Origin of the sequence: Burkholderia sp. Ac-20384 (assembly GCF_017104605.1) — a bacterium.
In the GTDB taxonomy this organism is placed as follows: domain Bacteria; phylum Pseudomonadota; class Gammaproteobacteria; order Burkholderiales; family Burkholderiaceae; genus Burkholderia; species Burkholderia lata.
Genome location: NZ_JAAGPE010000176.1, coordinates 1 through 20,600, shown reverse-complemented (window position 1 = coordinate 20,600; position 20,600 = coordinate 1). Strand labels below are relative to the sequence as shown.

22 protein-coding genes and 1 pseudogene are annotated in these 20,600 nt (G+C 66.9%); 6 read left to right on the top strand and 17 right to left on the bottom strand.

Going from position 1 to position 20,600, the window contains the following annotated elements:
• From G3O00_RS26990 to G3O00_RS44155, 12 genes and pseudogenes are all read right to left on the bottom strand, one after another.
• On the bottom strand, positions 1-177 hold a 177-nt coding region (locus G3O00_RS26990; RefSeq protein WP_241025350.1), incomplete at its 3' end, for a PfkB family carbohydrate kinase.
• Complete coding sequence (locus tag G3O00_RS26985; protein WP_011351902.1) at positions 174-1,205, bottom strand: LacI family DNA-binding transcriptional regulator; 1,032 nt, start codon at positions 1,203-1,205, stop codon at positions 174-176. The genes G3O00_RS26985 and G3O00_RS26990, both read right to left, overlap by 4 nt.
• Positions 1,206-1,240: 35 nt before the next feature.
• Positions 1,241-2,260, bottom strand: a complete 1,020-nt coding sequence (locus tag G3O00_RS26980; protein ID WP_206144849.1) for an ABC transporter permease — start codon at positions 2,258-2,260, stop codon at positions 1,241-1,243.
• On the bottom strand, positions 2,257-3,870 hold the full coding sequence (locus G3O00_RS26975; protein ID WP_206144848.1) for a sugar ABC transporter ATP-binding protein: 1,614 nt from the start codon (positions 3,868-3,870) through the stop codon (positions 2,257-2,259). The genes G3O00_RS26980 and G3O00_RS26975 overlap by 4 nt, the downstream gene beginning before the upstream one ends.
• Before the next feature lie 145 nt (positions 3,871-4,015).
• On the bottom strand, positions 4,016-4,966 hold the full coding sequence (locus G3O00_RS26970; protein WP_011351899.1) for a sugar ABC transporter substrate-binding protein: 951 nt from the start codon (positions 4,964-4,966) through the stop codon (positions 4,016-4,018).
• Positions 4,967-5,243: 277 nt separating this feature from the next.
• On the bottom strand, positions 5,244-5,630 hold the full coding sequence (locus tag G3O00_RS26965; protein ID WP_206144847.1) for a DUF805 domain-containing protein: 387 nt from the start codon (positions 5,628-5,630) through the stop codon (positions 5,244-5,246).
• Between the two features lie 513 nt (positions 5,631-6,143).
• Entirely contained in the window at positions 6,144-7,070 is a 927-nt protein-coding gene (locus tag G3O00_RS26960; protein WP_011351897.1) for a CysB family HTH-type transcriptional regulator, read from the bottom strand.
• A 75-nt stretch (positions 7,071-7,145) separates the two neighbouring features.
• Positions 7,146-8,204 carry a sulfate ABC transporter ATP-binding protein gene (locus tag G3O00_RS26955; RefSeq protein ID WP_011351896.1) on the bottom strand — a complete coding sequence of 353 codons (1,059 nt, stop codon included), beginning with the start codon at positions 8,202-8,204 and terminating at the stop codon, positions 7,146-7,148.
• 13 nt (positions 8,205-8,217) lie between these two features.
• A complete protein-coding gene (cysW, locus tag G3O00_RS26950) occupies positions 8,218-9,168 on the bottom strand; it encodes a sulfate ABC transporter permease subunit CysW (RefSeq protein ID WP_206144846.1) in 951 nt (316 codons plus the stop codon).
• Complete coding sequence (gene cysT / locus G3O00_RS26945; RefSeq protein WP_011351894.1) at positions 9,165-10,067, bottom strand: sulfate ABC transporter permease subunit CysT; 903 nt, start codon at positions 10,065-10,067, stop codon at positions 9,165-9,167. Before cysT ends, cysW begins: the two co-directional genes overlap by 4 nt.
• A 122-nt stretch (positions 10,068-10,189) precedes the next feature.
• Complete coding sequence (locus G3O00_RS26940) at positions 10,190-11,227, bottom strand: sulfate ABC transporter substrate-binding protein (protein ID WP_011351893.1); 1,038 nt, start codon at positions 11,225-11,227, stop codon at positions 10,190-10,192.
• A 183-nt stretch (positions 11,228-11,410) separates the two neighbouring features.
• Positions 11,411-11,521, bottom strand: a pseudogene (locus tag G3O00_RS44155) (sodium:proton symporter); the annotation flags it as partial.
• On the opposite strand from G3O00_RS44155, the gene lexA reads away from it, so the two are divergent.
• Genes lexA through G3O00_RS26925 form a run of 3 tightly spaced genes read left to right on the top strand, consistent with a single transcriptional unit; the run spans position 11,492 to position 13,250 of the window.
• A complete protein-coding gene (lexA, locus tag G3O00_RS26935; RefSeq protein WP_006754655.1) occupies positions 11,492-12,139 on the top strand; it encodes a transcriptional repressor LexA in 648 nt (215 codons plus the stop codon). The pseudogene G3O00_RS44155 and the gene lexA sit on opposite strands and share 30 nt — an antisense overlap.
• A 26-nt stretch (positions 12,140-12,165) precedes the next feature.
• Positions 12,166-12,501, top strand: coding sequence for a hypothetical protein (locus G3O00_RS26930; RefSeq protein ID WP_011351892.1), 336 nt, complete (start codon positions 12,166-12,168; stop codon positions 12,499-12,501).
• Positions 12,502-12,530: 29 nt separating this feature from the next.
• Positions 12,531-13,250, top strand: coding sequence for a DUF2939 domain-containing protein (locus G3O00_RS26925; protein WP_206144845.1), 720 nt, complete (start codon positions 12,531-12,533; stop codon positions 13,248-13,250).
• 97 nt (positions 13,251-13,347) lie between these two features.
• On the opposite strand, the gene G3O00_RS26920 is transcribed toward G3O00_RS26925, so the two are convergent.
• Positions 13,348-13,845 (bottom strand): universal stress protein, encoded by a 498-nt coding sequence (locus tag G3O00_RS26920; RefSeq protein ID WP_011351890.1) that lies wholly within the window; start codon positions 13,843-13,845, stop codon positions 13,348-13,350.
• A gap of 338 nt (positions 13,846-14,183) precedes the next feature.
• Between G3O00_RS26920 and nodI the strand changes: the two genes are divergently transcribed.
• Both nodI and G3O00_RS26910 read left to right on the top strand, forming a co-directional pair.
• Positions 14,184-15,098, top strand: coding sequence for a nodulation factor ABC transporter ATP-binding protein NodI (gene nodI, locus G3O00_RS26915; RefSeq protein ID WP_174931523.1), 915 nt, complete (start codon positions 14,184-14,186; stop codon positions 15,096-15,098).
• A gap of 6 nt (positions 15,099-15,104) precedes the next feature.
• Complete coding sequence (locus tag G3O00_RS26910; RefSeq protein ID WP_206144844.1) at positions 15,105-15,938, top strand: ABC transporter permease; 834 nt, start codon at positions 15,105-15,107, stop codon at positions 15,936-15,938.
• A 37-nt stretch (positions 15,939-15,975) separates the two neighbouring features.
• On the opposite strand, the gene G3O00_RS26905 is transcribed toward G3O00_RS26910, so the two are convergent.
• The 4 genes from G3O00_RS26905 to G3O00_RS26890 form a co-directional block, all read right to left on the bottom strand.
• Positions 15,976-16,398: a hypothetical protein gene (locus tag G3O00_RS26905; RefSeq protein ID WP_011351887.1), complete on the bottom strand. Its 423-nt coding sequence runs from the start codon at positions 16,396-16,398 to the stop codon at positions 15,976-15,978.
• 101 nt (positions 16,399-16,499) lie between these two features.
• Positions 16,500-17,558, bottom strand: coding sequence for a permease (locus tag G3O00_RS26900; protein WP_206144843.1), 1,059 nt, complete (start codon positions 17,556-17,558; stop codon positions 16,500-16,502).
• Positions 17,555-18,682 carry a tRNA 2-selenouridine(34) synthase MnmH gene (gene mnmH / locus G3O00_RS26895; RefSeq protein ID WP_206144842.1) on the bottom strand — a complete coding sequence of 376 codons (1,128 nt, stop codon included), beginning with the start codon at positions 18,680-18,682 and terminating at the stop codon, positions 17,555-17,557. Before mnmH ends, G3O00_RS26900 begins: the two co-directional genes overlap by 4 nt.
• Positions 18,683-18,746: 64 nt before the next feature.
• A complete protein-coding gene (locus G3O00_RS26890; RefSeq protein WP_011351884.1) occupies positions 18,747-19,700 on the bottom strand; it encodes a LysR family transcriptional regulator in 954 nt (317 codons plus the stop codon).
• 166 nt (positions 19,701-19,866) lie between these two features.
• Here G3O00_RS26890 and G3O00_RS26885 point away from each other — a divergent pair.
• The coding region (locus tag G3O00_RS26885; RefSeq protein WP_206144841.1) for a M20/M25/M40 family metallo-hydrolase at positions 19,867-20,600 on the top strand (734 nt) is incomplete at its 3' end.

The window sequence follows — 20,600 nt, the reverse complement described above, 5'->3', positions numbered from 1 at the left end:
GCTGAGCCGTGCGGCCGCGACGGCCTGGTTGCCGCCCTTGCCGCCCGCCGCCTGCGCGAACGCATGACCGGCGAGCGTTTCGCCCGGCAGCGGCAGACGCGGCGCGCGCACGACGAGATCCATGTTGAGGCTGCCGACTACCGTCACGCGGCCGGTGTTTGCTGCGGGCGCCGTCATGCGCGACCGCCCGATGCCGGCGGCTCGCGGTAGATCGCCGTCGATTCGCGCAGCACGAGGCGCGGCGACACGACGCGGCGGCGGCTCGGCACGGCGGTCGAGCCGCCGCCGATCCGCTCGATCAGCGTCTGCGCGGCCATTTCGCCGAGCGCACGCACCGATTGGCCGACCGTCGACAGTGCCGGATACGTGTAGCGGGAGAATTCGATGTCGTCGAACCCGATGATCGAACAGTCGTCGGGCACGCGCATACCGCGCTCGGCCGCCGCGCGCAACGCGCCGACGCCCATCAGGTCGTTGCCCGCGAAGATCGCGCTCGGCCGCACCGATTCGAACAGCCGCGACGCCGCGTGATAGCCGCCGAGGCACGAGAAGTCGCTTTCCGCGATCGCGCCCGGCACGATGTCGACACCGCGCTCGGCCATCGCACGGATGAAGCCGTGCACGCGCATTGCGCTGACCGCCGTGTCGGTCGGCCCCGTGATGCAGCCGATCTTCGCATGCCCGAGCTCGAGCAGATGGCGCGTCGCCAGATATGCACCGCGCTCGTGGTCGATCTGCACGAGGTCGGCCGCGAGCCCCTCGATGTTGCGGTCGACGACGACGAGCGGTGCGTGGATATCCGCGAGCGTCTGCGCGAGCACCGCATCCTCGCCGGCCGATGCCACGATCAGCCCGTCGATACGCTTTTCCTGCAGCACGCGCAGGTAGTTGCGCTGCTTGACGGGATCGTCGTCCGAGTTGCAGAAGAACACGCAATAGCCATTGGCCGCGCACTGATCCTCGATGCCGCGCGCAAGCTCCGCGAAGTACGGATTCGTGCTGTTCGGCACGACGAGGCCGATCGTCGCCGTCGCACGCGCCTTCAGCGAGCGCGCCACGGCCGACGGCACGTAATTCAGCTCGCGGATTGCGCCCTCGACCTTCGCACGCACATCCGCGGACACCGGCCGCGAATTGTTCACCACGTGCGAGACGGTCGTAAACGACACGCCCGCCATGGCCGCCACATCCTTGATCGTCGCCATTTCCCGTTTCTCTCTGGTCTGTTCTGTCTGTCTTTCTACCGCACGCGTGTGCGCCGGCTGCGATACGTATCGAGCACGACCGCCACCACGATCACCGCGCCGGTGATGATCCGTTTCGTCGGCTCGTTCGCGCCGATCTGCGCCAGCCCCGCGGCCAGCACGGAGATGATCAACACGCCGAAGAACGTGCTGATCACCGAGCCGCGCCCGCCCATCAGGCTCGTGCCGCCAATCACGACGGCGGCGATCACCTGCAGTTCGAGGCCGACGCCCGCATTCGGGTCGGCCGCCTCGAGCCGCGAAATCTGGAACAGCGACGCAAGCCCTGCGAGTGCGCCCATCGATGCGAATACGAGAATTTTATACGGCCTCGGGTTAACCCCCGCAAGTCGGACGGCTTCTTCGTTCGTGCCGATCCCGACGAGATAGCGTCCGAACACGGTCCGCGTCAGCACGAACTGGGCCGCGATCATCACCGCGACCGCGATCAGGAATGCCGGCGAGATGCCGAGCGCAATCGGGTTCGACAGGAAATCGAACGCGTCGCCGATGTAGGCCGTGCGCGAATTCGTCAGCTGGTACGCGAGGCCGCGCGCGGCCTCCAGCACACCGAGCGACACGATGAACGACGGGATCCGCCAGCCGACCGTGACCGCGCCCGTCAGCGCGCCCGTAATGGTCGCGACCGCGATGCCGATCAGCGCGGCCGGCAGCGGCCCCCACTGCCATTTCAGCGCGGCGACGCTGACCATCGACGCGGCGAGCGCGAGTACCGAGCCGACCGACAGGTCGATCCCGGCGATGATCAGCACGAAGGTCATCCCGACCGACATCACGACGAGATCGGGTATCTGGTTCGCGATCGTGCTGAACGTATCGTAGGTGAGGAAGTGCGAGCTCAGCACCGAAAACAGCGCAATCATCGCTGCAAGCGCGCTGGCGAGCCCGAGGTAGTTCGACAGGCCGAGCCGCGTGCCGGACAGCGTGCGCGCGCGGCGCCCCGTCACGTCCTGCTGCGCGCCTGCGTCGGTCGGGGTTACGGGAGGCTGAGTCATTGCGGTCGTCCTGTCGTCGAAGTGCCCGGAGCGGCGCCTGGCGTCTGCCCCGCGTCCGGATGCTGCGCGCCGCCCGGCGGCGTCTCGCGGCCGAAGCCGGCGAACGCCGCGGCCAGCAGCGCATCCTGGGTCCAGTTGCCGCGCTCGAACACGGCGGTCATGCGGCCGGCCGACATCACGCCGATCCGGTCGCAGATCAGCATCAGCTCGCGCAGGTCGCTCGACACGACGACGAGTGCGCGGCCTTCGCGCGCGAGCGCGCCCATCAAAGTGTAGATCTCGAACTTTGCGCCGACGTCGATCCCGCGCGTCGGCTCGTCGAACAGCAGCACGCCCATGTCGCGCGCTAGCCAGCGGCCGATCACGACCTTCTGCTGGTTGCCGCCCGACAGCTCGCCGACCGCCTGCGTCGCGCCGTGCGTGCGGATCCGCAGCGCGTCGATCTGCTGCTCCGCGAGCGCCGTTTCGCGCGCACCGTCGACGATCCCGCCGCGCGCGAGCCGGTCGAGCTGGCCGAGCGACACGTTCGCGGCGATCGACTGCGTCAGCAGCAGCCCCTCGCCCTTGCGATCCTCGGTGATCAGCGCGATGCCCAGCTTCACCGCATCGACGGGCGAACCGATTCGCGCCGGCTTCAGCGGCTGGCCGACCGCGATCGTCCCCGCATCCGGCGTATCGGCGCCGTATATCAGCCTCAGCAGCTCGGTGCGTCCCGCGCCGATCAGCCCGGAGATGCCGAAAATCTCGCCCGCGCGCACTTCGAGCGACACGTCGCGCACCGCCGCCCCGCGGCTGAGGCCCGAGACGACGAGCCGCGGCGCGCCAAAATGGCGCTCGCCCAGATCGATGTGCTCGCCGACCTCGCGCCCGACCATCAGCGTGACGAGCCCGTCGGACGTCGTCGCCGCCATGTCGCCCGCATGAACGAGCCGGCCATCGCGTAACACCGCGACGCGCTCGGCGACCCGCGCGAGCTCCTCGAGCCGGTGCGAGATGTAGACGATCGCGACGCCGCGCGCCTTCAGCCGGTCGATCTGCTCGAACAGCAGCTCGACTTCGCGCGCGGTCAGCATCGCGGTGGGTTCGTCGAGAATCAGCACGCGGCAATCGCCGATCAGGTTGCGCGCGATCTCGACCATCTGCTGGTGGCCGATGCCGAGCGCGCCTACCAGCGTATCGGGATCGACCGTGTCGAGCCCGACCTGCGCCATCGCGGCCCGCGCATCTTCACGCAGCCGCGCGCGATCGATGATCCCGAAACGTCGCGGCAGGCGGTTCAGGAACAGGTTTTCGGCAACCGTCAGGGTCGGCAGCAGGTTCAGTTCCTGCATCACCATGCGCACGCCGAGCGCCTCGGCCTGCGTGCGGCTCGCCGGTGCATAGGGCTGGCCGCCGAGCAGCATCGTGCCGGCGGTCGGCTCGACGAGCCCGCCGATGATCTTCGACAGCGTGCTCTTGCCGGCGCCGTTCTCGCCCGTCAACGCCAGCGCGTGGCCCGCCTCGAGCGTCAGCGTGACGTCGGCGAGCACGGGTTCGGCATAGGTCTTGCCGATGCCGGATACGGACAGCACGGGAGTGGCTGCGCGGGAGGGTTGGAAAGTCGGGTCCATCGCGATCCTGGTTGCGGCCGCGCGCACGCGGCGCGCGGGTGTGACGCTCACAAGTGCATGTGCATGCAGTGGCCGTGATCGCGCTCACCCCGGATAACGGCCGCCGCGCCCAATTCTTGAGGGCGACGGCCGCATCGGGGCCGCGTCACTTCGTCACGAGATCCACCGGCGTCTCGACCACGCCCGACATGTCGGCCTGCTTGCGATGCTCGGCGATCGCCTTGAGTGCCGTGTCGATACCGAACACGGCCTGCTTCGCCGCGTACTGATCGGCGGTCGCGAGCACGCGGCCGTCCTTCAGCATCGGCTTGATCGCGTTGATGTTGTCGTAGCCGACCACGAGCACCTTGCCCTGCTTGCCGGCCGCGCGCACGGCCGACACGGCGCCGATCGCCATGTTGTCGTTGCCGCACAGCAGCGCCTTCAGGTTCGGGTATTCGTTGAGCATCGCGGCAGCGACCGCATTGCCCTTGTCGATCTCCCATTCGCCGGACTGCACCGACACGACCTTCATCCCGCCCGCCTTCATCGCGTCCTGGAAGCCGGCCGTGCGCTGCTGCGCATTGGTCGTCGTCGACACGCCTTCGACGATGCCGACCTGGTCGCCCGCCTTCAGCCGCTTCGCGAGGTAATCGCCGATCTTGCGCGCGCCCTTGCGGTTGTCCGGGCCGACGAACGGCACGTTCAGGTTCTTCGACTTCAGCACGTCGGGATCGAGCCGGTTGTCGATGTTCACGACGATGATGCCCGCGTCGACCGCCTTCTTCACGACCGGCACGAGCGCCTTCGAATCGGCCGGCGCGAGCACGATCGCGTCGACCTTCGACACGATCATCTGCTCGACGATGCGGATCTGGTTCGCGGTGTCGGTCTCGTCCTTGATGCCGTTGGTGATCAGGTCGAACTGACCCGCGTTGTGTTTCTGGTATTCCTTCGCGCCCGTTTCCATCGTCAGGAAGAACTCGTTGGCGAGCGACTTCATCACGAGCGCGACCTTCGGCTTGCCCGCCGATTGCGCGTGGACGGCCGGTGCGGCGGCAACCGCGACGGCGGCGAGCGCGGCGGTCAGGAAGCGACGGCGAAAGAGGACATTCATACACATCTCCTGGCGACTGGCCCCAAGGGCCGGACTATTGTTTGACTGTTGTTTTAATGTGAGCAAACGTTTGCGCCACACTACCCGGGCAATGGCCATCGATGCTGCTGTCGGTACCACGGAATGGAAGCGAGGCAGACGGCCGACTGCCTGGCGCGTGCTGTCGTTTACGCGCCGCCGCCGGCGGGAGGCCGGCGGAGTGAAAGCTATGCTGTACCGATTCGTGCCGGCGCGCAACCTGTCTGATCAATATTTAAGGGTTTATTCGGAGCGCATATCACGCCGGGTCCTGCGGCGCCGGTTCGTCCTCATCGGCCGACGGCGGCTCGCCGAATCGGTTGGCATGCGGCGTGCCGGCGATGAAGCCGTTCATCACGAACAGCGCGAGCGCACCGACGATCGGCACGAACAGCAGCAGCATCCACCATCCCGACTTGTCGATGTCGTGCAGCCGCTTCACGCCGACCGCAATCGACGACCACACCGCGACGACCGCGATGACGACGAGCACCAGCATGGCCAGCAGCGGCAGATCATCGTCCGGCGTGCCGCGGGAACCCGCATCGACAATCGCGCTGAGCACCGTGGAAACCAGCGCGTAGATCCACCAGGGCAGGCGCCCGATCCGGCCTTCGAAGGAAAAGAGAAACCATTTCAGATTCATTGTTTACCTCTTCGTCACGCGTGTTGCGTGCTGCGCGATATGTCTCCGAGTGTGTCGGGACCGACAATCCGCGTGCATGGTTTTGTGAAGGTGGCCGGGTTGCCGGCTTCGCTTTCCGCCACTCGTCCCAGTGCTGCGCGCTGCGTCGCCGGTGCGATCCGGCCAGTCACGATGGCGACCAAGGGACGGCTCGAACGAACGTCACCCGGCATTCACGCGCATTGAATCACATTTGCCGGCCGATAGATCGCTCGAAATGGCAGATGGCCGAATCCGAAACGAGGTGCTCAAGCGTGCCGTCTTGGTCTTGTCGTTGTGTTGGCAAGCAAATGTCTGTCGTTCGCCGCGGGCGGCGAAGAATCGGACGGGAAACCGCGATGGCGGCCGATGATTCGGTGAATCGAATGATCAAGGCGGCGGCAGATCGCCTGCCGCCGCCCAATGCATGACAACCCGCGCAGGTACGTCGCGCCCTCCGCGGTGATCACGCGGCGGGCGCACGACGCGCTGCCGTCAAACGGCTTCGCGCAACATCCCCGCAATTTCCGCTTCGTTCAGGTGCGGCGCGAACATCTCGATCAGCCGGTATGCATACGCGCGCAGGAACGCCCCCTTGCGCAGCCCGACCCGCGTAGTGCTCGCCTCGAACAGGTGCTGCGTATCGAGCGCGACGAGGCCCGTGTCGCGCTGCGGATCGTAGGCCATCGCCGCGACCACGCCGATCCCCATTCCGAGCTCGACATACGTCTTGATCACGTCCGCGTCGATTGCGGTCAGCACGACGTCGGGCACGGCGCCCGCCTGCGTGAACGCCTGGTCGATATGCGAGCGGCCCGTGAAATCCTGGTCGTACGTGATGATCGGGTACTCGGCGATTTCCTCGAGCGTCAGGTTCTCGCGGCCGACGAGCGGATGGCCCTTCGGCACGACGACCGTGTGATGCCACGAATAGCACGGGAACGTGACGATGTCCGGATAGCGGTCGAGCGCCTCGGTCGAGATGCCGAGATCGGCCTCGCCGTTCAGGATCATCTGCGCGATCTGCTGCGGGCTGCCCTGGCGCAGCGCGAGATGCACCTTCGGGAACACGTCGGTGAACTGGCGGATCACCTTCGGCAGCGCGTAGCGCGCCTGCGTGTGCGTCGTCGCGACGACGAGGTGGCCGCTGTCCTGGTCGGCGAACTGGCGCGCGACGCGGCGCAGGTTCTCGGCGTCGAGCAGCATCCGCTCGATCAGCTGGTGCACGGCCTTGCCGGGCTCCGTGAGCCCCGTCAGCCGCTTGCCGCGCCGGATGAAGATGTCGACGCCCAGCTCATCCTCGAGATCCTTGATCTGCTTCGACACGCCCGACTGCGACGTGTACAGCACGTTCGCGACTTCCGTCAGGTTCATGTTCTGGCGCACCGCTTCGCGCACGAACCGCAATTGCTGAAAATTCATGGGTATGCCTCTTAGGCTGTCGTTGTTTGATTATTGAATCGGAGCTGTTTCCGCCCCCTGCCCTGCATTCTCGCGTTAACGCGCGGGGAACACCCGCACTGCGCGGGGCACGGCTGTTGCACCGTCGCCGACCTGCAGCGACAGCGCACGCCAAGCGTCGCGATCGAGTTCCGCCTCGAGCGCACCGCCCGCACGTGCCTCGAGCTCCACACGCACCGACCCGCCGAGCGGAATCACGCGGCGCACGTCCACCGCGATGCCGTCGCGGTGCCCTTCGCCCACCGGCCACAGCTGCAGGTCGTGCGGGCGCACATAGGCGTTCGCGGGGCCGGCGAAATCGGCGTCGACCTCGATCGGCGCGGCTGCTCCCTCGGCGACGAAGCCACGCCCGGCGACCGTGCCCGGCAGCCGGTTCGCGGCGCCGAGGAACTCGTAGACGAACGCACTCTGAGGATGATCGTAGACATCCTGCGGACTGCCGACCTGCTCGACGTGGCCGCGATTCAGCACGACGATGCGATCCGCAACCTCCAGCGCCTCCTCCTGGTCGTGCGTGACGAAGATCGTCGAGATGTGCAGGTCGTCGTGCAGACGACGCAGCCAGCCGCGCAGTTCCTTGCGGACCTTCGCGTCGAGCGCGCCGAACGGCTCGTCGAGCAGCAGCACCTTCGGCTCGACCGCGAGCGCGCGGGCGAGCGCGATGCGCTGGCGCTGGCCGCCCGACAGCTCGGACGGATAGCGCTGCGCGAGCCAGTCGAGCTGCACGAGCTTCAGCAACTCGTGCACCTTGTCGCGAATCGCGCTTTCCGACGGCCGCTCGCGGCGCGGCTTCACGCGCAGCCCGAACGCGACGTTCTCGAAGACCGTCATGTGGCGGAACAATGCATAGTGCTGGAACACGAAACCGACCTGGCGGTCGCGCGCGCCAACCGACGCGACGTCGAGCCCCTGCAGCACGACCTGGCCCGCATCCGCGTGCTCGAGGCCCGCGATCACGCGCAGCAGCGTGGTCTTGCCGCAGCCGGACGGCCCGAGCAGCGCGACCAGCTCGCCGGGCGGGAAGTCGAGCGATACGTTGTCGAGCGCCGTGAAATCGCCGAAGCGCTTCTGAAGGTTACGGACGGTGATACCCATTCTGGTTGCCTCTTTACGATTTCGACGAAACGACGGCGACGGGGCCGGCATGTGCGGGAACGGTGTCGCGCGCGCCGGCCAGTTCGGCGGCGAGATGGCGCTCGGCGAGCAGCTTCAGCGCGAGCGTGACGAGCGCGAGCAGTGCCAGCACCGACGCCACCGCGAAGGCCGCCGAGAAGTTGTATTCGTTGTACAGGATCTCGACGTGCAGCGGCATCGTGTCGGTCTGGCCGCGGATGTGGCCGGACACGACCGACACCGCGCCGAACTCGCCCATTGCGCGCGCGTTACACAGAATCACGCCGTACAGCAGGCCCCACTTCACGTTCGGCAGCGTCACGCGGCGGAAGATCTGCCAGCCCGATGCACCGAGCACGCGTGCGGCCTCTTCCTCGTCCGTGCCTTGCGCCTGCATCAGCGGAATCAGCTCGCGCGCAACGAACGGGAACGTGACGAAGATCGTCGCGAGCACGATGCCCGGCACCGCGAAGATGATCTGCACGTCGTGATCCTGCAGCCACGGCCCGAGCCAGCCCTGCGCACCGAACAGCAGCACGTACACGAGGCCCGAGATCACCGGCGACACCGAGAACGGCAGGTCGATCAGCGTCGTCAGCAGCGCCTTGCCGCGGAATTCGAATTTCGCGATCGCCCACGATGCGCACACGCCGAACACGAGGTTCAGCGGCACGGCGATCGCGGCAACGGTCAGCGTCAGCTTGATCGCCGACCACGCATCGGGATCGGCCAGCGATTCGAGATAGAAACCGACGCCCTTTCTCAGCGCCTCGACGAACACCGCGGCGAGCGGCACGACGAGGAAGAACGCGAGGAACGCCAGCGCGATGCCCGTGAGCAGCCAGCGCACGACGCGCGACTCGCTGACGGGGTCGAGCCGCTTCGCGGCACGCCCTTGCGCGGCCGACGACGGGGTTTTCAGCACGACGGTGGCCTCCTGGCTCATTGCTGGCCTCCTGCCGGGATGGCGGTGACGGCGGTGACGGTAGCGGGCGCGGGGCCGCTCGCGCCCTTGCTCGTGCGGCGCTGCAGATACCACTGCAGCGTGTTGATCAGCAGCAGCATCAGGAACGACACGACCAGCATCACGACCGCCAGCGCGGTCGCGCCCGCGTAGTCGTACTGCTCGAGCTTCGTGATGATGAGCAGCGACGTGATCTCGGATTTCATCGGCACGTTGCCGGCGATGAAGATCACCGAGCCGTATTCCCCGAGCGCGCGCGCGAACGCGAGTGCGAAACCGGTGAGGAGCGCCGGCAGCACGGCCGGCAGCACGACGCGGCGGAACGTCAACCAGCGCGACGCGCCGAGGCACGCGGCGGCCTCTTCCTGCTCGCGCTCGAAATCCTCGAGCACCGGCTGCACCGTGCGCACGACGAACGGCAGCCCGATGAAGGTCAGCGCGACCAGCACGCCGGCCGGCGTGAACGCGATCTTGATGCCGAGCGGCGCGAGATACTGGCCGACCCAGCCGTTGGTCGCGTAAACGGCCGCGAGCGAGATGCCGGCGACCGACGTCGGGAGTGCAAATGGCAGGTCGACGATCGCATCGACGAGCCGCTTGAACGGGAACGTGTAGCGCACGAGCACCCACGCGACGAGAAAGCCGAACACGGCGTTGATCAGCGCGCCGCCGAGCGCGGAAAGGAACGTCAGCCGGTACGACGCGAGCACGCGCGGCGACGTGACGGCGGTGACGAACTGGTCCCACGACAGCGTCGCGGTCTTCAGGAACGTGGCGGCGAGCGGTATCAGCACCACGAGGCTCAAATAGGCCACCGTGATGCCTAGCGTCACGCCGAAACCGGGCAGCGCGCTCGGCTTGCGAAAGGTGTACGTCGTCATCGGATGCTCTTGCTGGGTCGATGCTGCTCATGGGTCCGACGCAAACGCCGGCGCAGTGAATCGCGCCGGCGGGCCGTCGGGGATGCGGCGCGCTGTCGTGGCGCGCCGCTGTCGTTATGGCGTTACTGCGGCTTGTAGATCGAATCGAACACGCCGCCGTCCGCGAAATGCGTCTTCTGCGCATTCGTCCAGCCGCCGAAGGTATCGTCGACCGTGTACAGCTTCAGCTTCGGGAACTGCTTCGTCAGCTCCGCCGGCACGTTCTTCGAACGCGGCCGGTAGTAGTTGCGCGCCGCGATCTCCTGGCCCTGCGGGCTATACAGGAAGTTCAGGTATGCATCGGCCAGCTTGCGCGTGCCCTTCTTGTCGACCACCTTGTCCACCACCGCGACGGGCGGCTCGGCCAGGATGCTCACCGACGGCACGACGATCTCGAACTTGTCGGTGCCGAATTCCTTGACCGACAGGAATGCCTCGTTTTCCCAGGCGATCAGCACGTCGCCGATCCCGCGCTGCACGAAGCTCGTGGTCGCGCCGCGCGCGCCCGAATCGAGCACGCCCGCGTTCTTGTAGAGCTTCGTGACGAATTCCTTCGCCGTCTGCTCGTTGCCGCCCGGCTTGTGCACCGCGTATGCCCATGCGGCCAGGTAGTTCCAGCGCGCGCCGCCCGACGTCTTCGGATTCGGCGTGACGATCGAGATGCCCGGCTTGGTCAGGTCGTCCCAGTCCTTGATCCCTTTCGGATTGCCCTTGCGCACCAGGAACACGATCGTCGACGTGTACGGCGATGCGTTGTCGGGCAGGCGCTTCTGCCAGTCCTTGTTGACGAGCCCCTTGTTCGCGAGCGCGTCGATGTCGTACGCCAGCGCCAGCGTGACGACGTCGGCCTGCAGGCCGTCGAGCACCGAGCGCGCCTGCGCGCCCGAACCGCCGTGCGACTGCTTGAAGTTGACGGTCTCGCCCGTCTTCGCCTTCCACTCCTTGCCAAACGCCTGGTTGAAGTCCTGATACAGCTCGCGCGTCGGGTCGTACGACACGTTCAGGAAGGTCGTATCGGCCTGCGCGTGCGTCGCGACGCCCAGCGCCGCCGCCGCGCCCAGCGCGAGTGTTGCGATCAGGCGGCCCACTCCGCCCACCAGCCCCGTATTGCGCTTGCCCATCCTTGGTTCTCCAGTGTTGTCGGTATTGCGATGTCGGGCCAGTCTAACGAACGGGTTACATGATTAAAAATAATCGTTCCTCATTTTTTAATACTCAAAAGTGCTAACGCAGACGGGATGGACGGTTGCGGCAGATAAACCGGCGTCAGGACGTCGCGAAATCGCGCCGGAACCGGCGTGATCGCGTCGAACCTCACGTAACACTTGAAATTCCCGAACTACTGTATAAAAATACAGCTCACTGTCTATCCATACAGTTAAGCCATGACCAAACTCACCGCCCGTCAGCAGCAAGTTTTCGACTTGATCCGTCGCGCGATCGAGCGCTCCGGATTCCCGCCCACCCGTGCCGAGATCGCGGCCGAACTGGGCTTCAGCTCGCCGAATGCGGCCGAGGAGCACCTGCGTGCGCTGGCACGCAAAGGCGTGATCGAGCTGGCCGCCGGCGCGTCGCGCGGCATCCGCCTGCTCGGCATCGACGACGCCCCGCATCAGTTCACGCTGCCGCATGCCGGCCTGATGCAGCTGTCGCTGCCGCTCGTCGGCCGCGTGGCAGCCGGTAGCCCGATCCTTGCGCAGGAGCACATCTCGCAGCATTACGCGTGCGATCCCGCGCTGTTCACCAGCAAGCCCGACTACCTGCTGAAAGTGCGCGGCCTGTCGATGCGCGACGCCGGCATCCTCGACGGCGACCTCCTCGCCGTGCAGAAGCGCACGGAAGCGAAGGACGGCCAGATCATCGTTGCGCGTCTCGGCGACGACGTCACGGTCAAGCGCCTGATGCGCCGGCCCGGCGGCCTCGAGCTGATCGCGGAGAACCCGGATTACGAAAACATCTTCGTCAAGGCCGGCAGCGCGGAATTCGCGCTGGAAGGCATCGCCGTCGGGCTGATCCGCTCGGGCGAACTCTGACATTCCGTCTCGCTGAGGAGAACATCATGGAACGCCTTGCCCGTCTGCTGCCTTTCCGTCAATTCGGTCGCCTGCGTCATCTGCGCGGCCGCACGCCCTGCGCACCGCTGTCCGCGGCGGCGCCTGTGCAAGAAGAAGTCGCAGTCGAACGGCAGGCGTCCCTGCTGCCGTCGGCGCTGCCCGCTTTCGCGCGGGTATCGCTGAACGCCGGCCTGAATCACGCCGAACCCGCGCGCCGCGCGCCGGTGCGCGTCTATCACGGCCGTTCGCGCCTGATCATGGTCGGCACGATCGACGCCGTGTGCCGGATGATCGATCACTGCATCGCAGAGGAACGATCGGCCACGCCAGGCGGTCTCTGATTGCGGAACATCCCCGCACCGGAGGCAACGTGACCGGATCTTCGGGCCGCGCATGGCGGCTCAAGCCCCTGCTGATCGTCGTGCTGGCCGTCGCCATCATTGCGGCGATCGGTTATGCCTACGCGTCGCCGTACGTCGCGCTCGGTCGCCTGAAATCGGCGATCGATGCGCGCGATGCGCAAGCCATCAGTGAATATGTCGATTTCCCGTCGCTGCGCATCAGCCTGAAGCAGCAGGTCACGGAAGAGTTGATGCGCCGGATCGACGCGGTGAAGAAGAACAATCCGTTCGCGGTGATCGGCGCATTGATCGGGTCCGCACTGATCGGCCCGCTGGTCGATGCGTACGCCACCCCGGAGGGCGTAGCTGCGCTGATGAGCGGCTTGCCGCCGCGTGGCAATCCGGGCGAGCGTCCACCTGAATGGTCGAATCTGCCGCCAGGCAGCAATGCGCCGGGCAACACGCCGGCCGCCCCCGCTGCCAATCCGGCTCCGGCAAGCGCGGCCGCTTCCGGCAGCAACGCGGCCACCACGGCTGCCTCATCGCAACCACCCGCCGCTGCCGCACCGGCCAGTGCGGTCGATGCAACGCATGCGCCGCACCAGCAGCAAACCAGTGCCGGCTACCGGAATATCGATGAATTCGTCGTGACCTACCAGCGCAGTGCCGACGGCACGCGCTATGCGGCGATCTTCCACCGCTTCGGCCTGTTCTCGTGGAAGTTGTCCGCGATCGACCTGCACGCTTGACATGTCTTGACTGGCCGCGGTCGGCGCCCGCGCCACGGACGTGGCACGACGCCTGACCGGCGCGATTCGCCGGTCAGGCAGTCATCGAATCATTGGATTACTTGCCGTTCGCCGTGGCCGCTTCGCGCTCGCGCGCGATTTCGGCCTTCTGCTCCTGCGCCGACGAACACGCAACCAGAATGCTGCAGTTCACGCGATCGAGCAGTTGCGTATTGCCCGAGCCCATCCACCATCTCGACAGCCCGCTGCGGCACCGATGGCCGACGACGACGAGGTCGGCCTGCAGCTCCGTCGCGAGATTCGCGATTTCGTCGATCGGATAGCCGAACGCGAAATGGCCTTCGGCCTGCACGCCGCGCTCGCGCAGCCAGTTCACCCCTTCCTGCAGGATTTCACGCGCGGTTTCCTCGAACCGGCCGCACGCGACGTCGGTCAGCAAACCCGCGCTCTGTGCAATGCTCGAGCGCATGTCGACCACCGACAGCAAATGCGTCTCGGCCTTCAGGTCCATCGCGAGGTTGGCGCCGCAGCGCAGTGCCTTGCGTCCTTCGAGCGTGCCGTCGTAACAGAGCAAAATCTTGTTGTAGCTAGCCATGAAACCTCCCTATCGCAACACCGAGCCTACGCATTCATCATGGTGCGCCGCAATTCAGGACGCAAGGGATGGAAAACGCTGATTCGCCCCGCTCGGCGCGTGCGCGATGATGCAGTGCACGATCGGTGCGTACATGCATCGCACCGTGCAGGCATGCCCTGAAGAGACGCAACCGATGCACTAGAATGGCCCGTTCGTACTCCAGCGGGCCGTCAGGCGCCGGCGTCGTGCGCTTCGGTCATGCCCGTGTGACACGCAATCGTCCGATCGGTTCGTCAACCGGCCACGCATCCGGCAGCGGAACGCTTTCCGCGCCCGCTTACAACGACAACATGCCCATGTCCGTTGCACCGATCGATTTCCGGAACGTCGAAAAGCGCTATGGCGACAAGCTCGTCGTCAACGGCCTGTCCTTCACCGTCCAGGCCGGCGAATGCTACGGCCTGCTCGGGCCGAACGGCGCCGGCAAGACCACCACGCTGAAAATGCTGCTCGGCCTCACGCATCCCGATGCAGGCACCATTTCGCTCTGTGGCGAACCGGTTCCATCGCGTGCACGGCATGCACGCCAGCGCGTCGGGGTCGTCCCGCAGTTCGACAATCTCGACCCCGACTTCACCGTGCGCGAGAACCTGCTCGTGTTCGGCCGCTATTTCGGCATGTCGGCGCAGGCTGCGCAGGCGCTCGTGAAGCCACTGCTCGAATTCGCGAAGCTCGAGAACAAGGCCGATGCGAAGGTCGGCGAACTGTCGGGCGGCATGAAGCGCCGCCTGACGCTGGCACGCGCGCTCGTCAACGATCCCGATGTGCTGGTGCTCGACGAGCCGACGACGGGTCTCGACCCGCAGGCGCGTCACCTCATGTGGGAGCGGCTGCGTTCGCTGCTCGCGCGCGGCAAGACGATCCTGATCACCACGCACTTCATGGAAGAAGCCGAGCGCCTGTGCGACCGCCTGTGCGTGATCGAGGAAGGCCGCAAGATCGCCGAAGGCGCGCCGCACGCGCTGATCGAATCGGAGATCGGCTGCGACGTGATCGAGATCTACGGGCCCGATCCGGCCACGCTGCGCGACGAGCTGTCGGCGTTCGCGAAGCACACCGAGATCAGCGGCGAGACCCTGTTCTGCTACGTGAGCGATCCGGAACCGCTCCGTGCACGACTCAAGGGTCGCACGGGGTTGCGCTATCTGCATCGCCCGGCCAATCTTGAAGATGTGTTCCTGCGGCTCACGGGCCGCGAAATGCAGGACTGATCGATCATGGACGTCCGCAACTATTCCGCCGCCGCACCGTCGGCACCACCGCGCGTGTCACGTTTCGCGATCGCCATGCCTGCGAACGCGACCAACTGGATCGCCGTCTGGCGGCGCAACTATCTCGTCTGGCGCAAGCTCGCGCTCGCGTCGATGTTCGGCAATCTTGCCGATCCGATGATCTATCTGTTCGGGTTGGGGTTCGGGCTCGGGCTGATGCTCGGCCATGTCGACGGCGTGTCGTATATCGCGTTCCTCGCGGCCGGCACGGTCGGGTCGAGCGTGATGATGTCCGCGAGCTTCGAGTCGATGTATTCGGGATTCTCGCGGATGCACGTGCAGCGCACGTGGGAAGCGATCATGCATACGCCGCTCGCGCTCGGCGACATCGTGCTCGGCGAGATCATCTGGGGGGCCAGCAAGGCGATGCTGTCGGGGGCCGCGATCATGCTCGTCGCGGGGGCGCTCGGCTATGCGCAGTTTCCGTCGATGCTCGCGGCGCTGCCCGTGATCGCGCTCGCGGGCCTCGCGTTTGCCAGCATCGCGATGATCGTCACGGCGCTCGCGCCGTCCTACGACTTCTTCATGTTTTATCAGACGCTCGTGCTGACGCCGATGCTGCTGCTGTCGGGCGTGTTCTTCCCGACCACGCAGTTGCCGCCGATCGCTCAGCACGCGGCGCAGGCGCTCCCGCTCGCGAATGCCGTCGAGCTGATCCGGCCCGCGATGCTCGGCCGGCCGGCGACCGACGTCGCGCTGCATGTCGCGGTGCTCGCCGGCTACGCGGTCGGCGGCTTCCTGCTGTCCGCATGGCTGTTCCGGCGGCGGATGATGCGCTGATGGCCGCCGCACCGGGCGCCGGCTTCATGCGACGACGTTACTCGTCGTCGTCGCTCCACGGGATTTCGACGTCGGTCAGGAACGCGACGGTCGCGAGCGGGCCACCTTCCTGGCGGCCGAGCTTGCCGTCCGCACGATGCCATTCGACGCGAAACTGCGTGCCCGGATCGTCGGCAACCAGATAGACCGAGCGCAGCTCTTCCTTGTCGGCTTCGTCCACCGGGCCGTCGAACGACACCAGCATCTTCTGCGGCCACAGGCCGTTGACCGGATCGTAAATGCGGTCGCCCTGCGGAATGTCGATGCTGGCGTCGACGCCGATCGTTGCGGAGGCCTCGATGATCATCGTGCCGAGTGCGTTCAGCACGGCAGTCGCCCGCGCGGAATTGGCCTGGCGGATCGCGAGATCGCCGCGCGTCAGCGCCTTTTCGAGTCGAGGATGGATCTTCGGTTGGGTCATGCGTTTTCCTGTTTGCTTCTTGTAAATGGCGCCGCACGCCTGAAACGGCGACGCCGGATGAATACGACGATTGCGCCCGTTGAGCGCGCCGCTTGCGCGCGTCAGAACCCGAGCGCGATCGCGAGCAGGCCGCTCGCGATCCCGAACACGACGACGAGGATCGCGACGATGGCCAGCATGTACGGCTTGAACGAACGCGCGAGCATCGCGAGCGACGGCACGCTGATCGGCGGCAGCGTCATCAACAGCGCGGCGGCCGGGCCGACGCCCATGCCGAGCGACAGCATCGCCTGGATGATCGGCACTTCGCCGGCCGTCGGGATCACGAACAGCATGCCCGCGACCGCGAATGCGACGATCCAGCCGAGATGATTGCCGATGTCCGGGCCGATATGCGGGAACAACCACGCGCGCGCGGCGCCGAGCAGCAGCACGAGCACGATGTATTCGGGCACGAGCCGCACGGCCATGCGCGCCAGCAGCTTCACCCAGCGGACGAACGGATTGCCCGCCGCGGCCTGCTCGGCCGCCAGCGCGGCGATCTGCGCATCGTCGATGCTGCGGTCTTCAGGGCGTGCGATGCGGTTCAGCAGATAGCCGATCCCGAACACCATCGCGACGCCGAGCACGAGGCGCAGCGCGCTCCAGTGCCAGCCGAGCACGAAGCCCATGAACACCAGCGCCGCCGGGTTCAGCACCGTGTTGCCGAGCCAGAACGCGACCGCGCCGCCCGGCGATGCATGGCGCGCACGCAGCCCCGCGACGACCGGCGCCGCGCAGCACGTGCACATCATGCCGGGCAGCGACAGCAGGCCGCCCGCGGCAACGCTGCCGAAGCCGGTGCGGCCGAGCACGCGCGCGACCCAGTGTGCGGGCAGCAGCGCCTGCACGGCCGAACCGAGCAGCAGGCCCAGCACCATCGCCTGCCAGATCGCCTTGCCGTACGCCCACGCGTAGTCGAGCGCGGCCTTCAGCGACGGCTCGGGCGCGGTCGCCGACGTGCCCATCAGGATCGACTGGCCGATCGAATGATGCTCGGCGGCAACGAACGCCTTGTTGTAGTACGGGAACCATTTCACATAGAACAGGCCCGCGACCGCGATCAGCAGGAAGGTCATCCAGCCGAGGGCCGGACTGGGTTGGGTGCGTGTGGTCGTCATCGTGTGGTCGTCGATTGGTTTTGGTCGGTTTCGGGCTTCGCGCCTGCGGCCAGCGCGGCCGATGCGGGCAACCCGGCTTGCGCGAGTTCGGCCAGCAGCACACGCGCCTGATCGCGCCCGTCGGCGGCGTTGGGCCGGAACGTGAACGTCAGTGCCCGGTTCGGCTTGTTGTACGTCGCGCGATAGGTGCGCGCATAGGCGGGATCGTAATGCTTGTCGATCAGCTCGGTGAACAGTTCGGCCCGCGCATCCGCATCGATCAGCGCCTTCCAGTGCGTGACCTGCTCGCGGCTATGCAGTCCGATCAGCCGATGGAGCTGCGCCTTGAACGCGTCCGGTTCGTCGAACAGGTGTGCGTAATCGTCGAGGAGGAACGCGATGCGCTCGTCGTGCGCCGCGTCGACATGCACCCACGGCCCGGCGTGAAACGCTTCGATCAACGCGATCGGCAACTGCACGAGCCCGATCCGGCGGCTTTCCGACTCGACGAACACCGGCCATTCGGGGTCGAAACGTCCAAGTGTTTCGACGAGCCCGGAGTCGAACCCCTTCTGTGCCGGCTGCGGCTTGCCCGGCAACGCACCGAGCAGCGAGCCGCGATGGCACGCGAGCGCCTCGAGATCGAGCGTCTGCGCGCCCACTTCGCCCAGTGCGTTCAGCAGGCGCGTCTTGCCGCAGCCCGTATGGCCGACGAGCGCGATGTAGCGAAAGCGCGTCGGCAGCGAGTCGAGCGTCGCACACACCGACTGGCGGTACGCCTTGTAGCCGCCGTCGAGCTGGCGCGCCTTCCAGCCGATCAGGTTGAACCAGGTCGTCATCGAGCCCGAGCGCTTGCCGCCGCGCCAGCAGTAGATCAGCGGCCGCCAGTTGCGCGGCCGGTCGGCGAACGTCGTGTCGAGATGGCGCGCGATGTTGCGCGCGACCATCGCCGCGCCGACGCGCGTCGCCTCGTACGGCGACACCTGACGGTACATCGTACCGACGAGCACGCGCTCCTCGTTGCTGAGCACGGGCGCGTTCAGCGCGCCGGGAATATGATCCTCGGCGAACTCGAGCGGCGTGCGCACGTCGATGATCTCGTCGAACTCGCCGGCGCGATCGAGGGTGACAATCAGGTTCTTCAATTTGGCGTCGAACAGGGGCGATGCGGCTCGATGAGCCGCATGGGCACGGAAGGCGGATTGACGATTATCTCACGGGCCGGCGTCTCGGGCCGCGCGCGGCTGCCGGCGGCGCCGATGCAGTCTGCATTGCGTCGATCAGATGGTCGCGGAACGCGCGGACCGATGCGGGCAGATCGCGCCCCGCCATCGTCTGCACCTGGATGCTGCGCTCGCGCAGCTGCGGGTTCGTCACGGGCACGACGACGAAGCCGTCCGCGGCGCAGCGGTCGCGCACCGACAGCAGCCCCGTGAACATCACCGCGCCCGTGCGCCGCGCGTAGCCGTACATCGCCGCCGTATTGTTGCTCGTCAGTTCGGGCTCGAGCAGCAGCCCGTCGAGCGCGCACGCGATGTCGATCAGCTGGCGCACCGTCGTGCCGGCCTCGGGCAGCACGTGCGGGTGACGCGCGACATCGGCGAGCGACACCGCTTCGCGCGTCGCGAGCGGATGGTCGTGCCGAACCAGCGCGAAGATCGGTGCGCGCTCGGTGTGGTCGACGCGCACGCCCTTCTCCGGCGCGAGGCTGAAGCTCAACGCGATGTCGACATCGCCGTCGCGCACGCGCCGCGTCGCGTCCGCCGGCGACACCACCCACACGGAGAAATCGACGCCCGGATGGCGCGCCTTGAAGCTGGCGAGCGTGCCGGGCAGGAAGTCGATCGCGAACCCTTCCGAGCACGCGATCTTCAGCAGGCTGCCGTGCAGCGCATCGAGTCCGCCGATGTCTTTCATCACGTGCTCGGCCTCCAGCAGGCTGCGCTGCGCGAACGCCAGGAGCCGCTCGCCGGCCTCCGACAGCGCCATCCCGCGCGGCCGGCGCTCGAACAGCGGTGCGCCGAGCTCGCTCTCCAGTTTGGCGATCTGGCGGCTGATCGCCGATACGGCCACATGCAGCCGCGCGGACGCGTCGCTGATCGAGCCGGTGCGCGCCACTTCGACGAAATACCGCAACGCCAGGCCATGCAGGAAAGCCGCCATCGTTCTGTCTCCGCCCGGCCGCCGGCCGCACTGCTTTGCCTTTTCGGCAAAGAAAGGTTCGAAATTCGATCATTGTGACAAAAAAAACGGCTTTCTAGAATCGATCGCACTTCACGCTGCATGCACGATCCGGCGCGTGCAGCGAACCCGACAGAGGAGACACGACTTGAGCCGTACCGCCGCCATCCAGCACGCGCTGAACCAGTTCGAATCCGGTGCGTTCTTCACGACCCTGAGCCGCCGCGTCGGCCTGCGCACCGAAAGCCAGGAAAGCGGCAACGAAGCCGCGCTGCGCGCGTACCTGACCGACGAGATCGCCCCCGAAGCCGCGCGCCTCGGCTTCACGTCGCGGATCGTCGACAATCCCGTCGACGGCGGCGGCCCGTTCCTGCTCGCCTCGCGCCACGAAGACGACACGCTGCCGACCGTGCTGATCTACGGCCACGGCGACGTCGTGCGCGGCTACGACGCGCAATGGCGCGCACCGCTGTCGCCGTGGACGCTGACGGCCGAAGGCGACCGCTGGTACGGCCGCGGCAGCGCCGACAACAAGGGCCAGCACACCATCAACCTGGCCGCGCTGGCGAGCGTGCTCGACGCACGCGGCGGCCGGCTCGGCTTCAATGCGAAGCTGCTGATCGAGATGGGCGAGGAAACAGGTTCGCCGGGCCTCGACGCGCTGTGCCGCCAGGAGCGCGACGCGCTCGCGGCCGACGTGCTGATCGCGTCCGACGGCCCACGCATTGCCGCCGCGCGCCCCACGGTTTTCCTCGGCTCGCGCGGCTCGGTCAATTTCAAGCTGAGCCTGCGCGCCCGCGACGGCGCGCATCACTCCGGCAACTGGGGCGGGCTGCTGCGCAATCCGGCGATCGTGCTCGCCCACGCGCTCGCGTGCCTCGA